The 24,674-nt window shown below is 59.4% G+C and carries 16 protein-coding genes; 8 read left to right on the top strand and 8 right to left on the bottom strand.

Annotated elements, in window-relative coordinates:
- Positions 1 to 54: 54 nt before the first annotated feature.
- From HY011_10115 to HY011_10100, 4 genes are all read right to left on the bottom strand, one after another.
- Positions 55 to 315, bottom strand: coding sequence for a hypothetical protein (locus HY011_10115; GenBank protein MBI3423284.1), 261 nt, complete (start codon positions 313 to 315; stop codon positions 55 to 57).
- A gap of 14 nt (positions 316 to 329) precedes the next feature.
- Positions 330 to 1,217: a metal ABC transporter permease gene (locus tag HY011_10110; protein MBI3423283.1), complete on the bottom strand. Its 888-nt coding sequence runs from the start codon at positions 1,215 to 1,217 to the stop codon at positions 330 to 332.
- A gap of 183 nt (positions 1,218 to 1,400) precedes the next feature.
- The gene (locus HY011_10105; GenBank protein MBI3423282.1) at positions 1,401 to 2,351 is read right to left on the bottom strand and encodes a zinc ABC transporter substrate-binding protein; all 951 of its coding nucleotides are present in this window, start codon (positions 2,349 to 2,351) and stop codon (positions 1,401 to 1,403) included.
- A 19-nt stretch (positions 2,352 to 2,370) separates the two neighbouring features.
- Positions 2,371 to 3,735, bottom strand: a complete 1,365-nt coding sequence (locus HY011_10100) for a hypothetical protein (protein MBI3423281.1) — start codon at positions 3,733 to 3,735, stop codon at positions 2,371 to 2,373.
- A 366-nt stretch (positions 3,736 to 4,101) separates the two neighbouring features.
- Here HY011_10100 and HY011_10095 point away from each other — a divergent pair, with 366 nt between their 5' ends.
- From HY011_10095 to HY011_10065, 7 genes are all read left to right on the top strand, one after another.
- Positions 4,102 to 4,551, top strand: coding sequence for an RNA 2'-phosphotransferase (locus HY011_10095; GenBank protein ID MBI3423280.1), 450 nt, complete (start codon positions 4,102 to 4,104; stop codon positions 4,549 to 4,551).
- Between the two features lie 134 nt (positions 4,552 to 4,685).
- The gene (locus HY011_10090; GenBank protein MBI3423279.1) at positions 4,686 to 7,844 is read left to right on the top strand and encodes a CHAT domain-containing protein; all 3,159 of its coding nucleotides are present in this window, start codon (positions 4,686 to 4,688) and stop codon (positions 7,842 to 7,844) included.
- Positions 7,845 to 7,962: 118 nt separating this feature from the next.
- Positions 7,963 to 8,493 carry a hypothetical protein gene (locus HY011_10085; protein MBI3423278.1) on the top strand — a complete coding sequence of 177 codons (531 nt, stop codon included), beginning with the start codon at positions 7,963 to 7,965 and terminating at the stop codon, positions 8,491 to 8,493.
- Between the two features lie 61 nt (positions 8,494 to 8,554).
- Complete coding sequence (locus tag HY011_10080) at positions 8,555 to 9,469, top strand: hypothetical protein (protein MBI3423277.1); 915 nt, start codon at positions 8,555 to 8,557, stop codon at positions 9,467 to 9,469.
- Positions 9,470 to 9,609: 140 nt separating this feature from the next.
- Positions 9,610 to 9,933: a hypothetical protein gene (locus HY011_10075; protein ID MBI3423276.1), complete on the top strand. Its 324-nt coding sequence runs from the start codon at positions 9,610 to 9,612 to the stop codon at positions 9,931 to 9,933.
- A gap of 363 nt (positions 9,934 to 10,296) precedes the next feature.
- The gene (locus HY011_10070; protein ID MBI3423275.1) at positions 10,297 to 13,254 is read left to right on the top strand and encodes a DUF11 domain-containing protein; all 2,958 of its coding nucleotides are present in this window, start codon (positions 10,297 to 10,299) and stop codon (positions 13,252 to 13,254) included.
- A 127-nt stretch (positions 13,255 to 13,381) separates the two neighbouring features.
- Positions 13,382 to 13,810 (top strand): hypothetical protein, encoded by a 429-nt coding sequence (locus HY011_10065; GenBank protein MBI3423274.1) that lies wholly within the window; start codon positions 13,382 to 13,384, stop codon positions 13,808 to 13,810.
- Positions 13,811 to 14,068: 258 nt separating this feature from the next.
- On the opposite strand, the gene glpK is transcribed toward HY011_10065, so the two are convergent.
- From glpK to HY011_10045, 4 genes are all read right to left on the bottom strand, one after another.
- On the bottom strand, positions 14,069 to 15,550 hold the full coding sequence (gene glpK, locus HY011_10060) for a glycerol kinase GlpK (protein ID MBI3423273.1): 1,482 nt from the start codon (positions 15,548 to 15,550) through the stop codon (positions 14,069 to 14,071).
- Between the two features lie 42 nt (positions 15,551 to 15,592).
- Positions 15,593 to 16,453, bottom strand: coding sequence for an Rpn family recombination-promoting nuclease/putative transposase (locus tag HY011_10055; protein MBI3423272.1), 861 nt, complete (start codon positions 16,451 to 16,453; stop codon positions 15,593 to 15,595).
- A gap of 14 nt (positions 16,454 to 16,467) precedes the next feature.
- Positions 16,468 to 21,294 carry an NAD-glutamate dehydrogenase gene (locus HY011_10050; protein MBI3423271.1) on the bottom strand — a complete coding sequence of 1,609 codons (4,827 nt, stop codon included), beginning with the start codon at positions 21,292 to 21,294 and terminating at the stop codon, positions 16,468 to 16,470.
- A 674-nt stretch (positions 21,295 to 21,968) separates the two neighbouring features.
- Entirely contained in the window at positions 21,969 to 22,160 is a 192-nt protein-coding gene (locus HY011_10045; protein ID MBI3423270.1) for a hypothetical protein, read from the bottom strand.
- Between the two features lie 902 nt (positions 22,161 to 23,062).
- Between HY011_10045 and HY011_10040 the strand changes: the two genes are divergently transcribed.
- Entirely contained in the window at positions 23,063 to 24,643 is a 1,581-nt protein-coding gene (locus HY011_10040) for a HAMP domain-containing protein (GenBank protein ID MBI3423269.1), read from the top strand.
- Positions 24,644 to 24,674: the final 31 nt, after the last annotated feature.

The raw sequence follows: 24,674 nt of genomic DNA, 5'->3' as shown, positions 1-24,674 counted from the left end.
CGCTGAAAGCTCTGCCTTCAGCGGGGTTCTTCTGTTTATTCAGTTGATGGGCTCTCAACTCCGTGCCCGCGCCACTGCCACCTGCCAACCTTCGTACAGCCGCTCGCGCTCATTCTTCTTCATCTTTGGCTCAAAGCGTTTTTCAACCTGCCATTGCTGGGCGATTTCCTTTTCGTTCTTCCAGAACCCGACCGCCAAGCCCGCCAGATAAGCCGCGCCGAGCGCCGTCGTTTCGGTTACGAAGGGTCGCACGACCGGGATGCCGAGAATGTCGGCTTGAAGTTGGCAGAGGAAGTCGTTGCGGGTGCCCGAAATGAGTTAGCTGGCAATTACAATTCCAGTTTCGTCGAAAGAACCTCTTCTTGGGCAGTGTGAGATACCGTCAGCGAATTGCCATTTCGGCCATGATGAACGATGAGGTGGACCAGGAACATGACCACGAGAACGGCGCCAAACGTCACCACGATTGTGGCTCCGGTGGGCGTATCAATCTGCACGCTGAGATAACAACCGAGCGCCGAAACCAGCGTGCCCATCGTCCAGCCGATTGCCAGGCGCGGGCCGATGCGGTCCGCAAAGAGCATCGCGCCGACCGACGGCACGATGAGGTAGCAGAAAACGAGCAGCACGCCGGCGATGGCCACCGAAGAAGTGACGACGAAGCCGAAGGAGGCATAGAACAAGAAGTCCCAGAAACGGACGTTGAGGCCAAGCCCTTCCGCTTTGTCATGATTCAGGGAAATCAGGAGGAATTTCTTGCGGAAGATGAAATGAAAAATGCCAACCGCACCGTAAAGGATGGCGGTTTTGGTAACCTCGGGCCAGGAGACCGCGAGAATATTCCCGACGAGCATGTCTTTGAGATGCTCGGTTTCATGCGTGGCTTTGCTCATCAATAAAATTGCAGTGGCAGAGGCCACAGCATAGGCAATGCCGATGAAGGCTTCCGGTGGAATACGACCGCGATGGGTGCGGGCAAAAGCGAAAATGGCGGCGCCTAGAAAAGTGAAGGCGAGGCTGACCCAGTAGGCACCGGCACCATGCGGATCCATGCCAACAACGATGGCAACGGTGGCGCCCAGCGCGGCGATCTGTGCGAGCGCGAGGTCAACGAAAATGACACCACGCTCGACGACGTGAACGCCGAGGTAGGCATGAATGCCAGTCAGGATTAGGCTCGCGACGAAAGGGGCGAGTAAAAAGAGTAAAATGTCCATTCGGTTGTTCTCGGCTTCTAAATCAGTACAAGCAACATTGGGACAGAAGAAATCGACAGGATCAACATGATTTTTTCAGGATGAACAGGATTGGCCGTTGAGGATACGCTGTAGCTTTCTCAAATCAATTCTGTCAATCCTGAAAAATCCGGTCAATCCTGTCTAAATGTTTTGGGTTTCGATTTAGCGCGTCGCATCAAGCGCCTGCTTCAATTTGGCGATGTCGTTGTCGAACAGCTTGAAGTAATCGGTGATTTCTTTTTCGCCGCCGACCGAAGGAATCAATACCACGACCTGGCCGCCGGTGTCGCGCGCGATCGCGTTCGGTGTTTTCAGGTCAAAGTAAGGCTCGACGGCGATGACTTTCACATTCTCGTTCTTCATCTGCTTAATGAGTTCGACGGTGTGCTGCGGACTCGGCGGTATGCCAGGGCGCGGCTCGACATAGCCGATGACGTTGAGATTGAAATGCTTCACGAAATTGGGCCACGAGCGATGGTACGTGACGATCTTGCGGCCGGCATAGGGCTTCATCATCTCAAGCCATTTCTGATCGGCTTGCTTGAGATGCTGCTCGAAGGCCGCGTAGCGCTGTGCAAAATAGGCGGCATCAGCAGGGCGCATCTCGCTGAGTTTGGCCTGAATCCCCTTGGCAACGCGCAGACCGTTTTGCGGATCGAGCCAATAATGAGGGTTGCCTTGCGGGTGAACATCGCCTTCGGCGCGGCTCACCTGGCCAGCGGGCATCTCTAAAATCTGGGCGAAGCGTGAGGCATCGAAATAGCCGGGCGCGCCGACCTGGATTTTCGGGTTGGTGGATTGCGTGATAAGCGGCGGCAGCCAGCCGATCTCAAGTTCGAGGCCAACGACCATCAGCAGATCGGTCTTGCGAAGTTTCAGCAGAAAGCTGGGCTTGGCTTCGACGAAGTGCGGATCCTGGTAGCCGCGGGCGATAGATTCGACCGCGATCTTGTCGCCGCCGATCTCTTGCGCCAGCGCGGCGAGGTCAGTGGTGGCAGTCATGACTTGCAATGGGCCAGCGGCACGCGAGGGCGCCGGCAGGATGAGCGCAGCAAAAAGCGCGCACGCCGCAACCAGAGCGGCCATTCGAGTTTGTAGCTTATGAGTGTACATATGATCTCCTTGAGACATCTTAGAATGGATGCGCGCCGTGCGCGCCCAGTACGAACAAGAATTGGAAAAGCAGTTCATTCGCATTGCCGCCTTGGCCATAACGACTGAAGCGGTACTGGCTGCGAATCTGGCTGAACTCGCTCGGCCAGTAAGTCAGGATCGTCGAAAAGCCGGTATCGGTTAGCCGTGCATCCGTAGCGTGGCCACTGCGGTCATAGCGGCCCCCCACGGTCCAGCGGCGGTTCACCCGATAGTCAACGGAAGAATACAAGCCGAAGGCATGCTGTGTTTGAAAACTATTGCTGAGAGAGAGTTGATCGCGCACACTCCAGACCAACTCGTTTCGGAAAAGAACTGAATTGTAGATGGCGCGGCTCAGAGGTTTCCAGCGAAGCGTAGCGTCCGCACCGTAGAGATTGGTCAGGAAGCCCGAGCCGAGTTCATTATGGCCGCGCGAATACGATGCGCCCAGATCGAGGTTCGTCGAATCAGTCAAGTCTTTGTAGGCCCGCACGTGGCCGACAACGCTGACATCCTGACGGCGGTTGGCCGTGAAGACATTGGAAGAATCGCCGCGAAAGACCTGGGCGGTGCCTTGCAGAAACCAGTCCTTCGGCCCCTTCAGGAAGCGCGACAGAGAGAACCCCGCATCGTCAATGCCATCCTCGCCACCCACGAGATTGTTGGTCACCAGAGGCCGGTCAATGAATGAGAGCGCATGGTTGTGGATGGCGTTCACCTTTCCGAACTCGGCGCGCATCTTGCCGACTTTCAGCAGCAGACCAGCCGGAAGAGAGGTAAATGTCAGGTAACCTTCTTCCACTTCCACGCCCTCCTCACCGAACGAGATGAACACATCAGCACGAGCATAAGGATCAATGATGGCCTGGATGCCCAATTCGGACTCGTGAAGTTCGAGCGAACGCGAGTGAGCGACCCTGTTGCGGCCCGCCGTGCCGATAAAGTCACCGATCAGACTGATGTCAGGATTGAGGAGCTTAGCGTTGGAACTAGCGCCGCCGAAGGTTGTTGGTGTTTGCGTAGCCTGTGGAGCTGGCGCAGCGACCTCAGGACTTGGTGACGCTGCGGCTACCGGTGGCACGGCTGGCTCCGGGTTCGAAACGGTTACAGGCTTGCCCGCAACTGCCGTCGGCGCAGACAAGTTCGCCTTCCGTAGTTCCCGCAACTCACCACGCAAAACCGTCACTTCTTCGACGAGGGAGCGTAACTGCTTCTCAAGCGCCTCGACACGTGCATCGCGATCGCTTTGGGCGGAACTAGCGGCTACAGGTACGTCCTTCTTGTCTTGTGCAGTGGATGCATCCTGAGCATAGGCAGTAACAGCAAAGAGAACGAGCGCAAACAGCAAAGCAATCTTTTTCATGAGACAACTCCTCAGCCTTTGAGCAGCCGACTTGACGTAACTTAACGACATCACAACTCGGTCTCGCCTTATGAAAATCCCTCCTCACAGACCGAATTCAAATCCTGCTTGATTCCTTGGGGATGGTTAAGCGCTTATTCGCACCGCCAGACTGCCCCAATTTGGCACTATAGCGACGTGGGCTGCTGGCGGCGTTAGGATTTAAATGAATGGTCGAAAGCGGCAGTTCAATGGCTGATTCGGTCAATGAGTGGGAATTCGTAGCAGCGCGGTCTAACGCCAACCAGCCCGGAACGCTTTGGGAATTGCGCTCCGGGCTGGTTGGCGGTCAAGTATTCGCGCAAGTGTTACTTCTAAATCGTCACGATGTGCGACCAGTTCACCCGCAAATCGCCCGGCAAGGAGGGGCAGGAAGTAGTGCAGAGCGCGCATGCCCGGCGTTGCATGTGGCGCTGGAGGAGCTTCAGCGAAGACGATACACGCATCCGCGTCAATCAGGGCCATTCAGTCGAAATCGAATTGGGCCATGCGCCTGCCATGCCGCCGGAACTGCTCTATCACGGCACCGCCACGCGCTTCCTCGCGCCCATCTACAAGCAAGGCTTGCTTGAAAGCGCGCGCCATAACGTTCACCTTTCCGCCGATGTCGAAACAGCCTGGCGCGTCGGCCAACGCCGCGGCCAGCCCGCAGCGCTGACCGTCAAGACGGCGCTCATGCACCAAGCCGGTTATGCGTTTTATCTTTCGGCGAATGGGGTTTGGCTGACAGAACACGTACCACCCGCACATCTAGCGCCCGGCTTGGCGAACGTTTGAGTCAAGCCGGCTGGCGTTTTCGCAGCCTATTTCTCCCAGCACTTTACAGCCGAAGTTGGCGCGTGCTATTCAACCAACCAGCGCGCCAGGGCTTTCGTTTTACTTACGCTAAGCTTATTTTCACGCAATCAAATATGTCCCCCATGCGGCTGTTCGTTCTTCCATCCCTCATCATTTTGTCGGCGTTGGTTGGCCTGCGCGCACCGGCGCAAACGCCCGCGCCCCTTGTCGTCGGCCAAGCGGTCGAACGCGAGTTGCAGGCCGGCGAAACGCATCGGTACGCGTTCGTGGGGTTGGCGGGGCAATACCTGCACGTCGTGGTACTGCAAAAAGGCGTGCGGCTGACGGCGGCGGTTCTGACGCAAACAGGTGCGCACGTAGCCAGCGGCGACCGCGCCAACTGGATGTACGGCCCGAAATCCATCCACCTTGTCAGCGATGCTGACACCGAATACATCCTGCAAATCGAAGCCATCGAAGGCGCGCCGCAGGGCCGTTATACCGCGCAACTCACCACCGCCCGGCCCGCCAGCCCGCGCGCGCGCCAGCTGGTCGAAGCCCAGACAGTGTTCTCCACGGCCTTCGCGCTGGCGCAAACAGTCGAGACGCGCGCGCAGGCGCCGGAAAAGTATCTGGCCGCGTTGCAGCTTTATCGCGCGGCGGGCGACCCCGAAGGCGAGGCGATGACCCTGACGGAATTGGGGCTGGTGACTTATTTTCTGGGCGCGCGGCGGCAATCCATTGACTGGTACCGGCAAGCCGTGCCGGTCTGGCGTTCTTTCAACGATCAATACGGCGAAGCGCGCGCGGTCAACAACCTGGGCGTTTCGCACGCGGATTTGGGCGAGTTGCCCGAAAGCCGGGAGTATTACCAGCAAGCTCTGCCGCTCTGGCGTGCGCTCGGCGACCTGAACGGCCAGGCACGCACGCTCAACAATCTCAGCGCGATTCATTTTTTGCTGGGCGAATGGCAGGCGGGACTCGATCTCTCGCAACAGGCGCTCGATCTCTGGCGCACGGCGGGCGACCGCAGCAGCGAGCCGTTTGCACTCAACACGCTGGGCCTGCTCTTTTTTGAATTGGGCGATCCGGCGCAGGCCTTGGAGTATCAGCAACAAGCCCTGACGCGCGTCCGCGCCGCCACGCCCAAAACCACCCAACTGGCCGGCCTGGAAGCGCGCGTGCTCAACAACATCGGCGAGGTTTTCATCGCGCGGCGCGAGGAAACGCAGGCGTTGCGCTATCTAAACGAAGCGCTGACGCTACGCCGCCAGCTTGCCGACAAGCAAAGCCAGGCGATGACGCTGACCAATCTCGGCTATGTGCACAACTTCGCGGGCCGCCGCGCGGAAGCGCTGGCGAGTTATGAAGCAGCGTTGCAATTGGCGCGCGAAACCAGTTACCGCTTTGTCGAAGCGACCATTCTCAAAAAGCTCGGCGAGTTGTTTGCGCAGACCGATCCGCCCAAGGCGCGCGAATCGTTGCGCGCCTCGCTCGCGCTCTTTCACGCCGCCGCAGAGCGGGATGCCGAAGCGGAGGTCTTGCACTTTTTGGCCCGCGTTGAGCGCGCGCTGGGCGACACGGCAGCGGCCCGTGCGCATCTGGAAGAATCGCTCAAGCTCACCGAAGGCTTGCGCACGAAGGTGGGCAGTCTGAACGAGCGCGCGCTGTTCTTTGCCCGCAAGCAGGATTACTTCACGACTTACATTGACCTGTTGATGCAAGAACACGCGCTGCGTCCCGACGCTGGCGACGACCGGCTGGCCTTGCAGACGAACGAGCGCGCCCGCGCCCGTTCGCTGCTGGAATTGCTGACCGAAGCGCGCGCCGAGGTGCAACGCGGCGCGCCACCGGAACTGCTCGCCCGCCTGCAAGCCTTGCGCGCGCTGATCGTGGGCAAGACGGATCGTTTGCTGCGGCTTAAGGGTAATCAAGCCCCAGCCGAACAACTGACCAGTCTGGAAACAGAGATTCGGCAAGTGACAGTGGAATACGAGGACGCGCAAGCGCAATTGCGCCAGCATCCGCGTTATGCCGCGTTGACTCAACCACAGCCCTTGCAACTGGCCGAGATGCAAACGTTGCTCGATCCGCAAACGCTGCTGTTGCAATACGCGCTCGGCCCCGAACGCAGCTATCTGTGGGTGGTTTCGCGCGACGGTTTGCAAAGCCACGTCTTGCCCGGACGCGCCGAAATCGAGACGGCGGCGGACGAGGTTCACGAACTGTTGACCGCGCCCCAGCCACGCCCCGGCGAAACCTTTGCCCAACGTGCCGCACGGATCAAAGCAGCGGAAACCCTTTATTGGCCGGCGGCGGCGCGCCTGAGCCAAATGTTGTTAGGCCCACTGGCCGCCACGCTCAACGGGCAACGGCTCGTGATCGTGCCCGACGGCGCGTTGCACGCCGTTTCTTTCAGCGCGTTGCCGCAACCTGTGACAACGCCAACCGCCACGCCGCAACCATTGATCGCGCAGCATGAAATCGCCTACCTGCCTTCCGCTTCGGTGCTGGCTGTGCAGCGGCGGGAACGACGTGCACCCGCCCCCCAAACGGTCGCGGTCTTTGCCGACCCGGTTTTTGCAGCGGATGATTTCCGCGTGGCCTCGCGTGGCAACACGCCAAAAACGATTCGCCCCACGGCCAAACTCGACCTCGCCGCGCAACTCACGCGCTCCGTGCCCGCCGCCAGTTGGTTGCGCGAAGAGATCGCCCTGCCCCGGCTGCAAAATTCGCGCGGCGAGTTGGAGGCGATTGCAGCCCTTGTCCCGCGCGGCAGGGCGTTGATCGCCCGCGATTTCGCAGCCAACCGTGCCGCCGCCCTCGATCCCAAACTCAAGCAGTACCGCATCATCCACTTCGCCACGCACGCACTGGTGAATGACGAACATCCGGTGCTATCGGGCATCGTGCTCTCGCTGGTCAACCCGGACGGTTCGCCGCGCGCGGGCTTTCTGCAATTGCACGATGTTTACAACCTCGACCTCGCCGCTGAGTTGGTGGTCTTGAGCGCCTGCCAGACCGCGCGCGGCCAAACCGTTAAGGGCGAAGGCGTCATCGGCCTGACGCGCGGCTTTCTTTACAGCGGCGCGCAGCGCGTGGTGGCGAGCCTTTGGGCCGTGGACGACACGGCGACGCGCCAATTGATGGAGCAGTTTTATCGCGGCATGTTGCAACAGAAACTGTCCCCGGCGGCGGCCTTGCGCCAGGCGCAACTGGCGCTCTGGCGGCAACGTCCGGCGCAATCCCCTTATTATTGGAGCGCCTTTGCGCTCTATGGCGAGTGGCGCTAAATGCGCGCCGTGCTGATACAGTACCGCGCGCGTGAGCAAGCGGCGCGTCAACTGCGGCTTGCTGATTCAACGGCGGAGTCTCCGCTTGCTCACGCGCGCGGTACTGTACGGACAAGACTTGAAGCAAGAAGAACTCAATCAATTGCTCGACCGCCTGGGCGGCGACCGCGAAACGGCGGGCGCTGAATACAACCGGCTGCGCCGCAAACTGCTCAATCATTTTCGCCTGATCGGGCATTCCGCGCCGGATGAGGCCGCCGACCGCGCGCTGGACATCACCGCCGCCAAACTGGCGGACGGCGCAGTGGTGCAGGATGTCGCCAGCTATGCCTTTGGCGTCGCGCGCTTGCTCGGCAAAGAAGACCAGCGCGCGCAGTTTCGCCTGGACAAATTCCGGCGCGCGTTCACCCCGCCGCTGCCGCCGGACGACAGCAAAGACCGTTTGCTGAAACTGTGCTTTGCACGCCTGCCGGAAACGGAGCGCAGCTTTCTGCTGCGTTATTACGCGGGCGCGAACGTGGACGAACGGGCGCGGCTGCGCGAATTGCTAGCGCTGGAGTTGCAGGCCACGCTCAACACGCTGCGGTTGCGCGCGCACCGGCTGCGCAAAAAGCTGCGGCACTGTGTGCGCACCTGCCCGGCGGAGTAACGACGCAGGCTTCACTAGATTTTCATGAAATTTCGCCCCCCCGGGCGTCACTTATCAACGAATGAATCGCACAACCGATCCAATCCCGCCACCCGACTCTGAGCGCGTCTTCGCGTACTTTCTCGGCGAACTGACGGCGGCGGAAAGCGAGCAGTTCGAAGCACAGGTCTTTCAAGACGAAGACCTCGCCGAGCAAGTCTTCGCCCTGGAAGACGAATTGATCGAGTTGTATTTGCAGCAAGGCCTGTCAACCGCACGGCGCGCCCGCTTCGAGCAACATTACCTGACCACAGCGGTGCGCCACGAACGCGTTGAACTGGCCGCCGCGTTTGAACGCCAACTGGCCGCACCGCCTATGGCGCGCGTTGCCGAGGTGCCGCGCCAAACCACCGCTTGGTGGCAAACGCTCTTTTTGACGCCGCGTCTGGCTTGGGCGCTGCTGTTGTTGTGCGTGCTGTCGGCGGGCCTATGGTGGCTGTGGCGCAACCGCGCGCCCGCGCCGGATCAATTCGCGCACCGCGCCAGCCCCACGCCCCAACTGACGCGGAGCCCCACGCCCGCACTGTTGTTGCCAAGCGTCACGCCGACCGCGCCGCCGCGTGTCGTGCCATCGCCGCGTCCGGCGCTGCTCGCCACCATCACGCTCGCGCCCGGCTTGCCGCGCGGCGGTGGTCAAGCGCTGCCGACGTTGCAATTGCCGACGGCGGCCACGGCGGCGGAATTGACGTTGCAACTGGTCAGCGCCGATTCACAAAGCTACCGCGCAGTGCTGCAAACGGAGGGCGTGACAGTTTTGACAACGCGTGGCTTGAAAGCGCGCGCCGCTGCCACCGGCGTGACGGAAGTGCGTGTGCGCATTCCGGCACGGCGGCTAAAGCGCGCGGATTATTTATTGCTGCTGTTTGGCGAAAGCCAAGGTGGTCAAAGCGCAAGTTCGCCAGTGGCTGGCTATTCATTTAGAGCGATATTCAAGTGAAACTACGGTTTCGATCCTGGGAGATGCGTAATCGCAAATGGCAGGTACGCGCCTGCTACTCATTCGGGTGCTGGGCATTCGGCTTGGTCGAACGTCTGCGCCAATATCAACCTTGCAGTAACAACACAAGGAGATCGTCTATGCCACAGGCAACGCAAGAGCAAGAAGAAAAAATAATCGCGCTGTATAAAAACGGCGCGACATTTGGCACCGCCATGCAACGCATTCCTGCTGATCGCGAGCATTTCAGAGGCTTCTACCACGCCATCGCCACGGTCGGCCAATTAGACGTGGCGCAAGCGCGCTCCGTCTTTCTTCTGAACGAATGTGATCCGGAACATAAGGGTAAAGTCTGCCCCTGGGCTATTCAGCAAATTGCCGAAGACATGAAGCAAAGTTCAGGAGTTGACTTCACCAGTGATGACGTAATCAACGCACTGAAAAAACATTTCGGGATTTCGTGACAGGCGCGAAGGCCTGGGTTACTGGCCTTCATTTTCATTGGGCACAAACAACAAGCTTTTGAGGGAGGCACAATCGCCCCCCTCTTTTCTTTTTCGCCGCCGCAAAAAATTCTCCCGCCCCTGAAATTACCCGCCGCCAGCCGACACTCTGAATTGCAAGCGGCGGAACACGGGCCGCGTGCCCGCCAGGGGCCGGACGGTACGGCAGGCCCAGCTCGTTTTTCACCAAAATTCGCAACCGGTATGGCCGCGCGCCTCGGGTGGGCGGAGCTATGTCCACTTGCAAGACCGGGGTCGTGAACCGGGCGCGACGACACCGGTTGGCCGCCGCACAAACCGCGCCCATCCAATGCGGAGAAGATCATGCTCAAACAAAGAAGACACCTCGTGAAGTTGCTCAAGTCCACCTGGACGGCCGCGCTGCTGTGCGGTCTGGCTGTCGTTGTCCTGCTGGCGGGTTCAAGGTTCGGTCTGTTCACCAGCGCACGGGCCGCCGCCGAGCAAGACGGTTCTCCGGACGCCCTCTGGCAAGATGTTGCGGAGGCCGCTATTGTCAACGCGCAACCCGGACGGCGCGTTGCACAAGCGGAGCAGCAAAGCAGGCTGCGCGCCTACCGCACCGTGCGTTTGAATCAGGAGCGGCTGGGAGAACTGCTCCGGCAAGCGCCAATGGAATTCACCGACGCGGCCAAAACGGCGGCGACGATCATGACGTTGCCGCTGCCGGATGGGACGTTCGCGCGCTTTCGGATTGAGGAAGCGCCGATGATGGAGCCGGATTTGGCGGCGCTGCATCCGGAGATCAAGTCTTACCGGGGGCGCGGGCTTGACGATCCAACAGCAACTGCTCGGTTCGGAATATCATCCGAAGGTTTCCACGCGCAGGTACTCTCCGCACACGGCGCGATCTACGTTGACACCTATCTGCCGGGTGAGCGTGAGTATTACATCAGCTACAACAAACAGGATTATGCGTCCGCCGACGATGGATTTCGCTGCGGAACGCCGAACGGAAGCCTGGCTGAGCGCACCGCGCCGACCAGAATTAACGCTGCCGAGGTCGTGAGTGGTGACACGCTGCACATTTACAGGTTGGCGTTGGCTGCAACCGGGCAATACACGAACGTGTTCCGCCAGAGCGGGGATACTGATGCGCAAGCGCGCAATCGGGTCTTTGCGATGATGATGAGAACGATGACGCGCGTGAACGGCATTTTCGAACACGAAATCAGCGTGAGCCTGACGCTGACGAGAAACGATGCGATCATCTTCACCGACCCGCTGACGGATCCATATCCCGATAGACGGGACGGCAATGGCAATCTCGTCAACGACACCGATACTAACGCGCCTAGCGATCCTGACGACCTCACCGTTATGGGCCGACAAAATCAGACTACTCTCGACCGTGTTATCCGCAGCGAGAATTACGACATTGGGCATGTCTTCGGCACAGGCTCTGGCGGGAATGCCGGTGACATAGGAACAGTTTGTGGCGCGGTGAAAGGCGCGGCTTTCACCGCGCGCCGCGACCCAACCGGTGATCCATTTGATGTGGATTTTGTCGCGCATGAGATGGGGCATCAATTTGGGGCCAATCACACTTGGAATGCGGCTGGCAGCGCAGCAACAACAGGCTCTTGCTCAGTTGGCGGGCGCGCCGGAGCGGATAGGCCAGCCAGGGGAAGGGCAGCCTATGAGCCGGGCAGTGGCTCAACGATTATGAGTTATGCGGGAATCTGTAACAGCGCCGACTTGCAACCACACTCAGATGATTATTTCCATACCAGAAGTCTGGAGCAGATCATTGATTTCATTGGAACCACCTGCACGCACACGATCATGCGGAGTGGCAATCATCCGCCTACTGTCAATGCCGGACTGGACAAAACGATTCCGCAGCAAACGCCTTTCACGCTGACGGTGGCGGAGTATCGCGATCCTGATACTGGTGGCAGCGATGTAGTTGTTACACCCAGTTTTTGCTGGGAGCAATACAGTCTGGGCGCGGCCTCGCCACCGGATGATGACGACGGTGCCCGCCCGATCTTTCGCTCGCGTCCGCCGGTTAATAGCCTCTCGCGCACTTTTCCCGATCCGCAATACATTCTGAACGATCCGGAGGGCAACGACTTCAATGTCCCGCCCGTAAGAAACGCTGCCGGTTTTCTCGTTGGCGAATCCCTACCCACCAGGGCCAGAAGCGGCGACAACGCGCGTTTCCGTGTAACAGCGCGTGACAACCAAGGCGGCATTGCAACTGATGAAATGCGGGTGAACATCACGACTACGAGCGGGCCTTTTGTTGTCACTGAACCTAATACTCCCGCCTTCTGGCCGGTTGGCTCGACGCAAACCGTGACCTGGGGTGTCGCCAACACCAACAACGCGCCGGTCAATTGCCGCAACGTCAACATCCTGCTTTCGACCGACGGTGGCCAAACCTTTCCCTTCGTGCTGGCTGAAAACACGCCGAACGACGGCAGTCAGGCCATCACCGTCCCGAACAGATTGACCACACAAGCGCGCATCAAAGTCGAAGCTGTGGGCAACATCTTCTTCGATATTTCGAATAATAACTTTGAAATCGTCGGCGCCGACCTGACTTTGACGAAAGCAGGCATGCCTGATCCAGTAGTGACAGGGCCGGCAACCAGACTGACCTACACGATTCGCGTAACCAATCAAGGCCCAGCCGATGCAACATACGTCGTGCTGACGGATGTGCTGCAGACAACGACTAACTTCGTCTCTTGCCAGGCTACAAATGGTGGCGTCTGTGAGGGCGCGGGCAATAATAGCAGGGTAACTTTCGCCTCGCTGCCCGTCGGCACGACGGCTACGGTAACGCTGTTAGTGAATGCCAATTGCTCTTTGGTGGATGGGGCGACCATTCGTAACACAGCGCATGTCGAGTCATTGACAGTCGGAGACCCCGATCCGAGTAACAACTCCGCCACAGTCAGCACAAAAGCTTCAAATCCGCCGCCCGTCATCAGCAATGCCGCCGTGGACAAGCCCTTGCTCTCGCCCGACGACCAATTGAAGCGCGTGACGGTGAATTACGTCGCCACGGACAACTGCGAGCCGCCACCGCCCGCGTGTTCCCTGTCCGTCACCATCGGCGAAGAACTCAATCCGGCAGTCATGCGGCCGCCGGGCGATGATGCCGTGGTGCTGGATCGGCATACGGTGCTGTTGCGCGCCGAACCGGATCACGATTGCCCGCGCTTTTACGACATTGCCATCACCTGTCGTGACAACGTCGGCGCGACCTCCGTGCAGAAAGTCCGCGTCAAGGTGCCGCGCCCGCGCACTTGAGCGGCACGTGGTTCGGCAGTTTCACGGGAACAGGCGGCAAGCTGCCGTTCTCAGGCAGCGGTCACCGGCACGGGGGCACGGCGACCGCCAATGCAATCGCCCCCACTAACGCTAAAGGAGCAAACTTATGACAAAAGGAATCTCGGTAATTGCCATCGGATTCGTTCTCGTGGTCACGCTGTCGTCCGCAAACCCCACGACTGTCGGTCACGTTGCAAAGATGACCGCAGTCCTTGCCGGGACGGTTTCAGCGGCGGCTCAGGACTTGGAGACTCAGGACATCATCCTCTCCGCAAATGGCGCGGCAGGCAGTCAGGACTGGGAATACAACGCCGCCTACGATCAGGGCTGGGTGCAGCACACGATCCAGTGGCAGCCTAAGGGTCGCGTCGCTAAAGTTCAATGGCGCTGTGTGGACAGTTGCGGCAGCCGTGGGGATGAATACAAATTCCAGTACAGAGTCAAGCTCGACAATGGCCGAATCGTGTTGGTCATGCGGGCGACAACCAAAGAGCGCGGCCTCATGCGAGTCCAACTGACTGCGCTGACAAACTAAATCGAAGCACCACCAGCCCGGAACACCGCGACCGGCTCGCACATTCCCGACCGGGCGCGCGACCGATCAGGTCTCGCTGCACAACGAGCCGTTGACCGATGCGCTTCCATCGAGGTGCACCACGATCGCGCTAACTTCGGTCTGCCGGTGCGTTTGCTCGAAGCGCCCGGTCGCCGCCTGCATTTGGCGTTGAAGTATTTCTTCTGAACTTCAAGCCGGCGGCAGTCTGTCAGGCGCGACAGACTGCCGCCAATCGCATCAACTGCGCGCACGCGCCACCGCCGCCTGCCAGCCTGTGTATAAGCGGTCGCGCTCGCTCTTCTTCATCTTTGGCTCGAAGCGTTTTTCGACCTGCCATTGCTGGGCGATTTCCTTTTCGTTCTTCCAGAAACCAACGGCCAAGCCTGCCAGATAGGCCGCGCCCAGCGCCGTCGTTTCGGTTACAAATGGACGCACGACCGGAATGCCGAGGATGTCGGCTTGGAATTGGCAGAGGAAGTCGTTGCGGGTTGCGCCGCCATCCACGCGCAGTTCTTTGGCCTTGATGCCGGAATCTTTTTGCATGCATTCGACGACATCGCGGGTTTGGTAGGCCATCGCTTCGAGCGCCGCGCGGGCGATGTGCGCTCGCGTAGCCCCGCGCGTGAGACCAACAATCGCGCCGCGCGCGTCCTGATCCCAATACGGCGCGCCGAGGCCGACAAAGGCTGGGACGAAATAGACGCCGTGGTTGTCGCTGACCGACGTCGCCAGCGCTTCGGTGTCAGCGGCATTGGTGATGATCCCCAGGCCATCGCGCAGCCATTGCACCGCCGCGCCCGCAACAAACACCGAACCTTCGAGCGCGTATTGCGTTGCGCCGCCCGTGCGCCAGGCGATGGTCGTGAGCAGGCCGTTTTTCGAGGCGTTCGCGCTCGTGCCGGTATTCATCAGCAGGAAGCAGCCGGTGCCATAAGTGTTTTTCATCATGCCCGGCTTGAAACAGGCTTGGCCGAAGAGGGCGGCTTGTTGGTCGCCCGCGATACCGGCAATCGGGATGGGAGCGCCGAGCAATTCGGGGTCGGTCTGGGCATAGACTTCAGACGAAGATTTCACCGTGGGCAGCAGCGAGGCGGGGATGTTGAGTTTGTCTAGAATCTCTTTGTCCCAGCCTTGTTTGCGAATGTCGTAGAGCAGTGTGCGCGAGGCGTTGCTGACATCGGTGACATGCGCTTGGCCTTTGCTCAGCCGATTGATCAGCCAAGTATCAATCGTGCCAAAGGCGAGGTTACCTTTGCTGGCCTGTTGGCGCGCGCCTTTGACGTTGTCGAGCAGCCACGCGACCTTGGTGCCGGAAAAGTAAGCATCCGTCACCAAGCCGGTTTTGCGGCGAATGACGCGGTCGAATTTTTCCTGTTTAAGTTTGTCGCACATCGGGGCGGTGCGGCGGCATTGCCAGACGATGGCGTTGTGAATGGCTCGATCGGTTTGGCGGTTCCAGACGACTGTTGTTTCGCGTTGGTTGGTGATGCCGATGGCGGCGACGTCTTCGGCGTTGGCGTCAGCCTGTTTCAACACCTGGCGTGCGCAATTGATTTGCGAGTGCCAGATGTCTTCGGGGTTGTGCTCGACCCAGCCGGCGCGGGGGAAAATTTGCGGAAATTCCTGTTGCGCGACGCTCACGATGCTGCCCGCGTGATCGAACAGGATGGCGCGCGACGAAGTAGTGCCTTGATCGAGGGCGAGAATGTAGTTGGGCATGTGTGGTGCTTGTCCTTTGGATTGCTGGTTGATAGGTCGTGCTTAGTGTTGTGTCAGCCAGTGCCTGAGATCGTCTACGGATTTGAAATCAAGCAAAGCATCCGCGAGTTGGTCGAGTACGGCCAATGACAACGTTGATAATCGCGCTGCCACTTCTGTCGGCAGGGGGCCGAACCGGCGCGTCAATTGCCGCTGGATGATGGCCACACGGCCATGCTGTTCGCCAATTTGCAGGCCGCGTTGTTCGCCAATCTGCTGTCCTTCTTCCAAAATTTCGCGATAAATCACAGATTGCATCATGATGTCCCTCCGAAAAATGTGATGAACCAATTCCCGGTCGAACCGCAAGCCCGCCAGAATGCCAGCCGCCGCCGTTAATTCATTGCGCTGGCTCTCGTCCGCTATTGTACTCACTTTGTCAGCGATCTCTACCAGCAACCTTTCGCGTTCAACGGAGCGCGCCAGCACCGCCAACGGCCACAAGCCCGGATGCGCCAGCAACGGCGCGGCGTCCTGTTCCCACATGCGCACCACGCGGTAGCGGTGCCAGGTGTCGCCAACGCGAAACTCAGCGGGGATCGTCGCGTTGGTTTCAGCCAGCACAATAACGACTTGCTGCACGGGTTTGCGTTCGCGGCGATAAATGCGCACGAAGTAATCAAGCTGGCGCAACGGCAATGGCGGCTCGCTATCGCTCGGATCAGTCTCGAATTCGAGATGCAGAATCTCGTCGTCAATTTCGAGCAGATGCACGGCATCGGCGCGGATGGGTTGCAACGACAATTCGCTTTTGAGCAACCGCACCTTGGTGACGGGCTTGCCCAGCAACCACGAAGCCAGCGGAGCCGGATAGCGCTCGGCCAGATATTTGAGCAGGTTGTCGTATTCGCGCGCTTGCGCCATCTTGTTGCCCCTTGTCAGGCCAGATGCCGCAACTCGCGCAACGCCACCGACAGCATGGAAACATCCATCGCCGAGGCGTTCTTGAGTTCCGCCAGCAACTGTTGGGTGCGTTCGAGCGCGCGTTGATTGCTGGTTTGCCAGGCATTCACCAAGGCGGCAGGATCGGCGGCGGCGCCGTAACCACTGAGCACTTCGCCGGTGATGGTGCGTTGCAAACTGGTCAGGTCTTCCAGCATCGCGCCGCGCGCCAGCGCCTGCCAATGCTGATCGCCGGGCAGGGCCGCAATCTGTTCGCGTAAGGCGGGCAATTCGAGTTTTGTCGCCAGATCGAAATAGACCCGCGCGACGCGTTCGACTGGTTGCTGGCTGCTGCCCACGACTTCGACGATGTCGAGCGTGGCAAAGAGCGGCGCACGGCAAGCGACGCGCATGGCCAGCGCTTCTGGCACACCGCACTCTTTGTAACGTGCGACCAACGCATCAATTTGCGCCCGTTCCGCCGGGTCAATCACGTTCAGCAAGACATCGGCGAGGGCTTCGATGCCCAAGCCGAAGTGAGCGATGTTGGCGGCCATGTCTTCGCCCAGGCGGCGTGAACGCAGGAACCAGGCGGTCGCGCGCATCAGCACACGGCCCACTTCGGTCACGAGTTCGGCTTGCACTTCATCGGCGACTTGATTGTCGAGTTCCTGAATTTCCAGCCAGAGCGGCACCACGCGAAAGACTTCGCGCGCCAGCAAATAGGCGCGCACGATTTCCGCCGGGCTGAAACCGGTCGTTTCCATCAACTGATGCACAAAGGTGCCGCCGACGCGGTTGAGCATACTGTTGGTAACGTGCGTGGCGATGATTTCGCGCCGCAGCGGATGTTTGGGCATGTAATCCGCATAACGCTCGCGCAAGGCTTTCGGGAAGTAACGCTCCAACGCCGTCGCCACCCAGGGATCATCGGGCAGCGGCGAGGCCAGCAATTCATCGAACAACCAAATCTTGCTGTAGGCCAACAAGACCGCGCGTTCGGGACTGGTCAGGCCAAGCTGTTTGGCGCGGCGTTCGGCCAGTTCTTCGTCGCTGGGCAGAAATTCGATCTTGCGATTAAGCCTGCCCTGTTTGCCCAGAAAGCTGATGAAACGCTGTTGCGCGTCGAGTTGCGCGAACGCCTGGCGGCCCGAAATCGAGAGCCATTGCGTTTGCGAATAGTTGTCGCGCAACACGTGCACGGCAACTTCGTCAGTCATCTCGGCCAGCAAAGCGTTGCGTTGCTTTTCGGTCAACTCGCCTGCGGCCATGACCAGCGCCAACAGAATCTTGATGTTGACCTCGTGGTCGGACGTGCTGACACCCGCCGAGTTATCAATCGCATCGGTATTGATGCGCCCGCCATTCAAGGCGTATTCGATGCGGCCCAACTGCGTGCAACCGAGATTGCCGCCTTCGGCCACGACTTTGCAGCGCAATTCGTTGCCGTTGACGCGCACGGCATCGTTGGCGCGGTCGCCTGCCTGCGCGTGCGTTTCGCGCGTAGACTTGACGTAGGTGCCGATGCCGCCGTTGTAGAGCAAATCCACCGGCGCTTTGAGAATGGCGTTGACCAGTTCGGTCGGCGTCAATTCATCTGCTTCAATGCCGAGCGCCTGTTTGACTTCAGGCGAAAGGGGGATGGATTTGGCGGTGCGCGGGTAGATGCCACCGCCTGCTGAAATCAAGTCAGCGTTGTAATCGGCCCACGACGAGCGCGGCAGATTGAAGAGCCGTTCGCGTTCGACATAACTCAGGGCTGCGTCAGGATTGGGGTCGAGGAAGATGTGGCGATGATCGAAAGCCGCCAGCAAACGAATGTGTTTCGACAAGAGCATGCCGTTGCCGAAGACGTCGCCCGACATATCACCGATGCCGGTGACGGTAAAAGCGGTCGTTTGCGTGTTCACGCCCAATTCGCGGAAGTGGCGTTTGACCGATTCCCAAGCGCCGCGCGCGGTGATGCCCATGCCTTTGTGGTCGTAACCAGCTGAGCCGCCCGACGCAAAAGCATCGTCCAGCCAGAAGCCATACTCACGGCTCATGGCGTTGGCGTAATCCGAAAACGTCGCGGTGCCCTTGTCCGCCGCGACGACCAGGTAAGGGTCATCGGGGTCGTGGCGGCGCACCTGCGGGGGCGGCACGATCTGGGTTTGCACGCGATTGTCGGTCAGATCGAGCAGGGCGCGTAGATAATCTTTGTAACACTCGACGCCTTCTTTCAGCCACGCTTCACGATCAGCGGGCGAGATGGGACGTTTGAGCACGAAGCCGCCTTTCGAACCGACGGGCACGATGACGGTGTTCTTGACCATCTGCGCTTTGACCAGGCCCAGAATTTCGGTGCGGAAATCCTCGGGGCGATCCGACCAGCGCAAACCGCCGCGCGCCACCTTGCCGCCGCGCAAATGCACGCCCTCGAAACGCGGCGAGTAAACGAAAATCTCGAACATCGGTTTCGGTTCGGGCAGGCCCGGCACTTTTGACGGATCGAATTTGAACGAGAGGAAGCTGCGGCGTTTGCCCGCTGGCCCGTGCAGACCATCCACGCGCCAGAAATTGGTGCGCGTGGTGGCGCGAATCAGGTTGAGGTATTGGCGCAGCACACGGTCTTCGTTCAGGTTTTGCACATGTTCGAGCGCCGCGCGAATCTCTTTGATCAATTCGCCCTCGGCTGTTTCGCTGAACGCGCCGGCTTGCGCCGGATCGAAGCGTAGTTTGAAGAGCGCAATCAAATGCTGAGCCAACGCGGCGTTGTTGGCGAGCGTGGCTTCGATAAAGCTTTGCGAGAGCGGGAAGCCGATCTGGCGCATGTATTTGGCATAAGCACGCAGGATCACGATCTCTTCTGCCGGCAGGCGCGCGGCGATGACCAGGCGGTTGAAATCATCGCGCTCGATCTCGCCGCGAAAGATGCGGCTAAAGGCGTCCTCAAAGATTTCGTGCAATTGCTCGATTTCCAAATCGAAATCGGCGCGCTGGCTCATCAGGCCGAAATCGTGAATCCAGACGGTCTCTTCGCCTGCCAACGACAGGTGGTAGGGCCGCTCATCCAGCACGCGCAAGCCCATGCATTCGAGCATCGGCAAGCTGTCAGAGAGCGCGACCGGTTTGCCTTTGTGCACGAGTTTGAAGCGCAGCGTGTTGGGCGCGGCTTCGAGCGGACGGTAAAGCGAGAGACTGAACGGTTCGCCCGCCAGCAAACGTTCGACGCGTTGAATGTCGGGCACGGCGCTGCGCGCGGCGAAATCTTCGCTATACGCCGCCGGAAAAGCATGTTGATACCGCTGGAACAAGGCGCCGCCGCGCGCTTCACCCAGCGCCTCGCGCAAGGCATCCTGCAAATCGTCTTCCCAACGGCGTGCCGCCAAAATCAAGCGCCGTTCGAGATCGGCGATGTCGTAGTCGGGAATCAGCCCCGGCGTCGTGCGCACCGTGATCAGCGTGCGCACCAGCACGGATTGCTGCGAGAGCAAGGCGTTGTAATCGGTGCCCGTGCCATTGAAGGCCTGCTGCAAAATGCGCTGCCAATGCTGGCGCAAATCGGTGTTGTAATTTTCGCGCGGCGCATAGATCAGGCAGGAAATAAACCGGTCGAACGGATCGCGCCGCACAAACAGACGCAAGCGCTGGCGTTCGCCCAGATGCACGATGGCCGTGACGGTTTTGAGCAACTCCATTTCGCCGATCTGGAACAACTCATCGCGCGGATAATTTTCGATGATGTCGAGCAAGGTCTTGCCGGCGTGACTGCCGGGCGCAATGCCTGAACGCGCGATGACGTTGGCCGTTTTGCGGCGCAAGTACGGAATAAATTCCGGCTCGGCGCTATAGGCTGTCGAGGTGAACAGCCCCAAGAACCGATGCTCGCCACACACCTCGCCCCGTTCGTTGAAGCGTTTGACGCCGATGTAATCAAGATAGGCCGAACGATGCACCGTGGCCTTGGAATTGGCTTTGGTCACAAACACCAGACGCGGCAAACGGGCGAACGCGCGTTGATTGGCGGGCAAAATGGAAGGTTGGCCGGAAACCTCATGCCCTTCGCGTTCGCGCAAAATGCCCAACCCGGATTCAGGCACAATGCTCAAGGCATCTTCGCCGTTGACCTGGGTCAGGTCGTAGCAGCGGTAGCCCAGAAAGGTGAAATGATCGTCGGCCAGCCAGCGCAAAAAGGCTTTGCCCTCGGCGCTTTCGTCCGGCGCGACCGGCGGGTTGCGCTGCTCTATCTCTTCGAGCACGGCGTTGACCTGCGCCATCATCTTCGGCCAGTCTTCGACCGCGACGCGCACATCGCCCAGCACTTTCAAGACATCCTCGGCCAACTGCGCCAATTGCTGCGGCGCGACTAGCCGGTCAACTTCGACGTGCATGAACGATTCGGCCCGTGCCTCTTTTTCATCTGCGTTGACCAGCGCGGTCAGTTCGCCCTCGGCCTGACGGCGCACGCGCAAAATCGGGTGAATGATCAAATGCAGCATCTGGCTGTGGCGGTTGATTTCCATCGTCACCGAATCCACCAGAAAAGGCATATCGTTGTTGACGACTTCGATCACCGTGTGGGTGGATTGCCAGCCGTGTTCTTCGACGGTCGGGTTGAAGGCGCGCACTTTGGGCTGCCCTGGCATGCGTTTGCGCGCAAAATTCCAGAGCGAAAGGGCCGCGCCATACAGATCATCGGCCCGCCGTTCGATCAAATCTTCCGGCGCCACCTGGTCATAGTACGCATTGACGAAACGTTCGAGTGTGGCGCGTTGTTCGGCAGGCGCTTTGGCGCGGACAAGCGCCAGGACTTCTTCCATTCTCTCGGTTTTATCAATCATGGTGGACTCCCCGTATCAATCATTTATGTTATGTATTTCTATTCGCCTTCAGGCCGGTCGAACCGCGCGCAGATTAAACCTGTGTGCCGGAGAAATGACAAGCGAATCCGCCGCTTCGCACAAGGTTCGCGCAAACCTTATCCATTGAAACCCGGGCAGGCGGCGTTTACGGCATGCAGATGTGTACAGCGAGAGGCAGGGACTTAGGCTTAGACGTTAACTGGCGTAGGTATTTCAGTCAGGGCTGACGCAAAGATTTGCCACAGAGGCACGGAGACACAGAGAAAGACCGCGATCACTGGCAGAACTAAACAAAGCTCTGTGCCTCTGTGCCGCTGTGACTACCTCGCGTTTTGCGTAAGTCCTGTCAGTGTCTGTAGGTGGCAAGTTATCCTCAATTTTCACAGGCAAAAAAACGGGACGCCATGTGTTTCACATCGCGTCCCGGTAAAACATCCGAGCGATTGCTTGCCGCAAAAAGGCGTTAGGCGCAAACGAACCAATAGGCATTACACCTCCTCCGCAAGTATGCTGCGTTTAAGGGACGCGCATCACACGTTGCGTTAGGATTCCAAAGCTAGCCAGCCTATTTGTGTTCTTGACGCCTTTTCGCGGCAAAGTGTCGAAGTTGCGGCACGGGGCCTGTAGCAACTTCGCTGAAAATACGTTTGAAACTAAGGTTCACGCCAACTGCCAATGACAAACCCGGCGCCGACGACCATGAGCATGGCAAACGGAAAAAAGCTTCCGTGAAAGCGCAACTCGAACCCCAGGATGTCGCGCAGCAGCCAGCCCACCACGGCCAGCGCGCCCACCACCAGGCAAATGGCGCCGGCCACTGCACATAACTGTTGCAACCCCGGCAAAACAGCGCTTTTTACAGGTTCGCGTTGCATGGAGCAGCAGAAAAAATCTCATCGCTGCGGTGACCTGAACCGGCAAACGGAGGAAACGGCGGCAATCGCCAACGCCGCTTCATAGCATGGCGTCCACCCGGCGCACACATCGCAGCGATGAGCAGAGCCTGAGCGGGGTGCGGCCCGCGACAGGCAAAATGGAGGTAATTTCAGTCAGCCCCCAGGGCTAACTGCCATGCGCCCCAGGTAAAGAAATTCAGGCGGCCACGACACAGGCCATTCGCCATACCGCAAGAGCTGCGGCAAAAACTTTTCACACGGCAGCCAGCGCCAAGTGCAACGGCCAAATCGCCGCAGTTGCAGTTTCGTCATTGTGGCGTCTGCGATTGATTGCTACGGGTCTGTGCTTGCCGCTTGGCGTCAATAGTTTGTCCGCTACTCTGAACCGACCAAGCCAACTCAAACTGTGTGCCACGCCAGCTCGAGCCAGGCGCGGCGAGATAAAACATAGCAGGCCCGTTGGATCGCACCGTTTGAGTTTCAGGCGGAATTGGAACGAACGCCGCGCAGTGCTGATTTTTGGGACAGCCCTGTTGCCCTTCGCTACACCTGCGCACCGGCTAAGTTACGCCGGACTGTCAGCGCCGCGCCTGCGGGCCAGCGCCAAGCCTGGTGAGGGAAGCAGACGGCCACGGTTATGGATTTCAAGCTAACGGAGTTCGTAAGAAAGGCCTGCGCGCCAACGGGTCGTCCATTGAGCGGGGTTCCAGCAGCAAGCCAGGCCGGGCGCTGTGCGTGGCCGACAACTTGCTTGGCAACCGCGTGGGCAGGTCTGCTTTTGAGTTCACCCTCTCGTGTGTCGTATCTTGCAAGGCACACCCAAGCTGAGATCTGTCAACGGCTGAAATGAAATGCGAACCAGTACTCGACTCATTTTGATTCTGACTGTTTTGGTGGGCCTGATTATGGCGGCGGGCGGCTATTACCGGTTGCGCCAACGTGAAACGTTTCTGCAACGGATGTTGCAAAATGAAATGCATGCCCAAGCCTTGACGCTGCAAATCGCCCTGGAAAATGTTTTTCGCGCGGGACGCCCACAAGAAGCGCAACTGTTGATTGACAGCCTGAGCCAAAATCCGAAGGTTTTTGGCGTGCTGGTCTTTGATGAAACGGGAACCGCCGTGTTGGCCTCCAGTTCAATGACGGCTGAAAACCGGCAACAGAATGAAGCCGCGCGCAGCGTTGCCACGACCGGTATCCCCACGGAACGCACGCGCCGCTTCAACAATGAGGAAGTCGCTTCCCTGCTCACGCCGCTTTCGCTGGGCGCGGCGCGGCGCGGCGCGTTTGAGTTGGCGCAACCCACCAGTTTCATCAAAACGGAACTCGCGCTGGCGCGCCGCGACATTACGGTTGTCACCTTACTAGTCTTTGCGGCCATTCTGCTCGCCGTCCTGGCGGTGATGCGTTATAGCCTGGTGCAACCGATCCGCGCGCTGGTGCGCGGGGCGGCGGCGCTCGGGCGGGGCGATCTGAATTACCGCGTGCCCGAACCGCGCCAAGGCAGTGAACTGGCCCAACTCGCGCGCGAATTTAACCGCATGGCCGACAGTTTGGCGGAACAGCGCCAAACCGCTGAGCGCGAGGCCGAGCGCCGCTTGAAACTGGAACGCGAACTGCGCGACACCGAACGTTTGGCCGCCGTGGGCCGGCTGGCCGCCGGTGTCGCGCATGAAATCGGCACGCCGCTCAACGTCATTGACGCGCGCGCCGAGCAATTGCTGGAACGCGTTGACGCGCCTTTGCCGATTCGCCAACGCAACCTGACGATCATTCGCGGACAAATCGAACGCATCACGCGCATTGTGCGGCAATTGCTCAATCTGGCGCGGCCCTATCAATTGCACCGCACCCCGACCGCCGCAGGCCCGCTAGTCGCCGGGGTCGTTGAATTGCTCGAAGCCGATGCGGCCCGCCAGCAAATCGAGTTGGTCATTCACAAGGTTGAAAATGTTCTTTTTGACATAGACAGCGAATTGATCCATCAGGTCTTGCTCAATGTTTGTCAAAACGGATTGCACGCCATGCCCGACGGTGGCCGTTTGTTGATCGCATGCGCGGGGCCATTGCTGCTGCGCAACGGGCAACGCTTCGCCAGCATCAGCGTGCGCGACACCGGCACTGGCATTGCCCCCGAACATCTCATGCACCTTTTTGATCCCTTCTTTACAACCAAGGACATCGGCAACGGCACCGGACTGGGACTGGCTGTCTCGCGCCGCATTGTCGAAGAGCACGGTGGGTGGATCACCGCCACCAATAACGCAACCCGGGGTGCGCAATTCACCCTTTATCTGCCAGTCGCCAAGGAGGCTGTCGCCGAAGCAGCAACAGTCGCTGAGGTGCCGGGTACCAAGGAACTTCAACCCAGCGCGGGGATAAAACAAAGAAAACCCCGGGAACAGGCCGCGCAAGCTCCGCAACCGGTTTGAGGGGGCGGCGTGCATTCGTCCTGGCGGTTTC

The sequence above is a fragment of the Acidobacteriota bacterium genome, from assembly GCA_016196035.1.
Classification (GTDB): Bacteria; Acidobacteriota; Blastocatellia; order RBC074; family RBC074; genus JACPYM01.
Note: the sequence above shows the minus strand (reverse complement) of the source record. Positions and strands in the feature narration are given on the sequence as shown.

Excerpts from the sequence above, each read along its gene's own strand:
- HY011_10110 (MBI3423283.1), bottom strand. The coding sequence starts at position 1,217 with ATGGACATTTTACTCTTTTTACTCGCCCCTTTCGTCGCGAGCCTAATC.
- HY011_10105 (MBI3423282.1), bottom strand. The coding sequence starts at position 2,351 with ATGTACACTCATAAGCTACAAACTCGAATGGCCGCTCTGGTTGCGGCG.
- HY011_10100 (MBI3423281.1), bottom strand. The coding sequence starts at position 3,735 with ATGAAAAAGATTGCTTTGCTGTTTGCGCTCGTTCTCTTTGCTGTTACT.
- HY011_10095 (MBI3423280.1), top strand. The coding sequence starts at position 4,102 with ATGTGCGACCAGTTCACCCGCAAATCGCCCGGCAAGGAGGGGCAGGAA.
- HY011_10090 (MBI3423279.1), top strand. The coding sequence starts at position 4,686 with ATGTCCCCCATGCGGCTGTTCGTTCTTCCATCCCTCATCATTTTGTCG.
- HY011_10080 (MBI3423277.1), top strand. The coding sequence starts at position 8,555 with ATGAATCGCACAACCGATCCAATCCCGCCACCCGACTCTGAGCGCGTC.
- HY011_10075 (MBI3423276.1), top strand. The coding sequence starts at position 9,610 with ATGCCACAGGCAACGCAAGAGCAAGAAGAAAAAATAATCGCGCTGTAT.
- HY011_10070 (MBI3423275.1), top strand. The coding sequence starts at position 10,297 with ATGCTCAAACAAAGAAGACACCTCGTGAAGTTGCTCAAGTCCACCTGG.
- HY011_10065 (MBI3423274.1), top strand. The coding sequence starts at position 13,382 with ATGACAAAAGGAATCTCGGTAATTGCCATCGGATTCGTTCTCGTGGTC.
- glpK (MBI3423273.1), bottom strand. The coding sequence starts at position 15,550 with ATGCCCAACTACATTCTCGCCCTCGATCAAGGCACTACTTCGTCGCGC.
- HY011_10055 (MBI3423272.1), bottom strand. The coding sequence starts at position 16,453 with ATGGCGCAAGCGCGCGAATACGACAACCTGCTCAAATATCTGGCCGAG.
- HY011_10050 (MBI3423271.1), bottom strand. The coding sequence starts at position 21,294 with ATGATTGATAAAACCGAGAGAATGGAAGAAGTCCTGGCGCTTGTCCGC.
- HY011_10040 (MBI3423269.1), top strand. The coding sequence starts at position 23,063 with ATGCGAACCAGTACTCGACTCATTTTGATTCTGACTGTTTTGGTGGGC.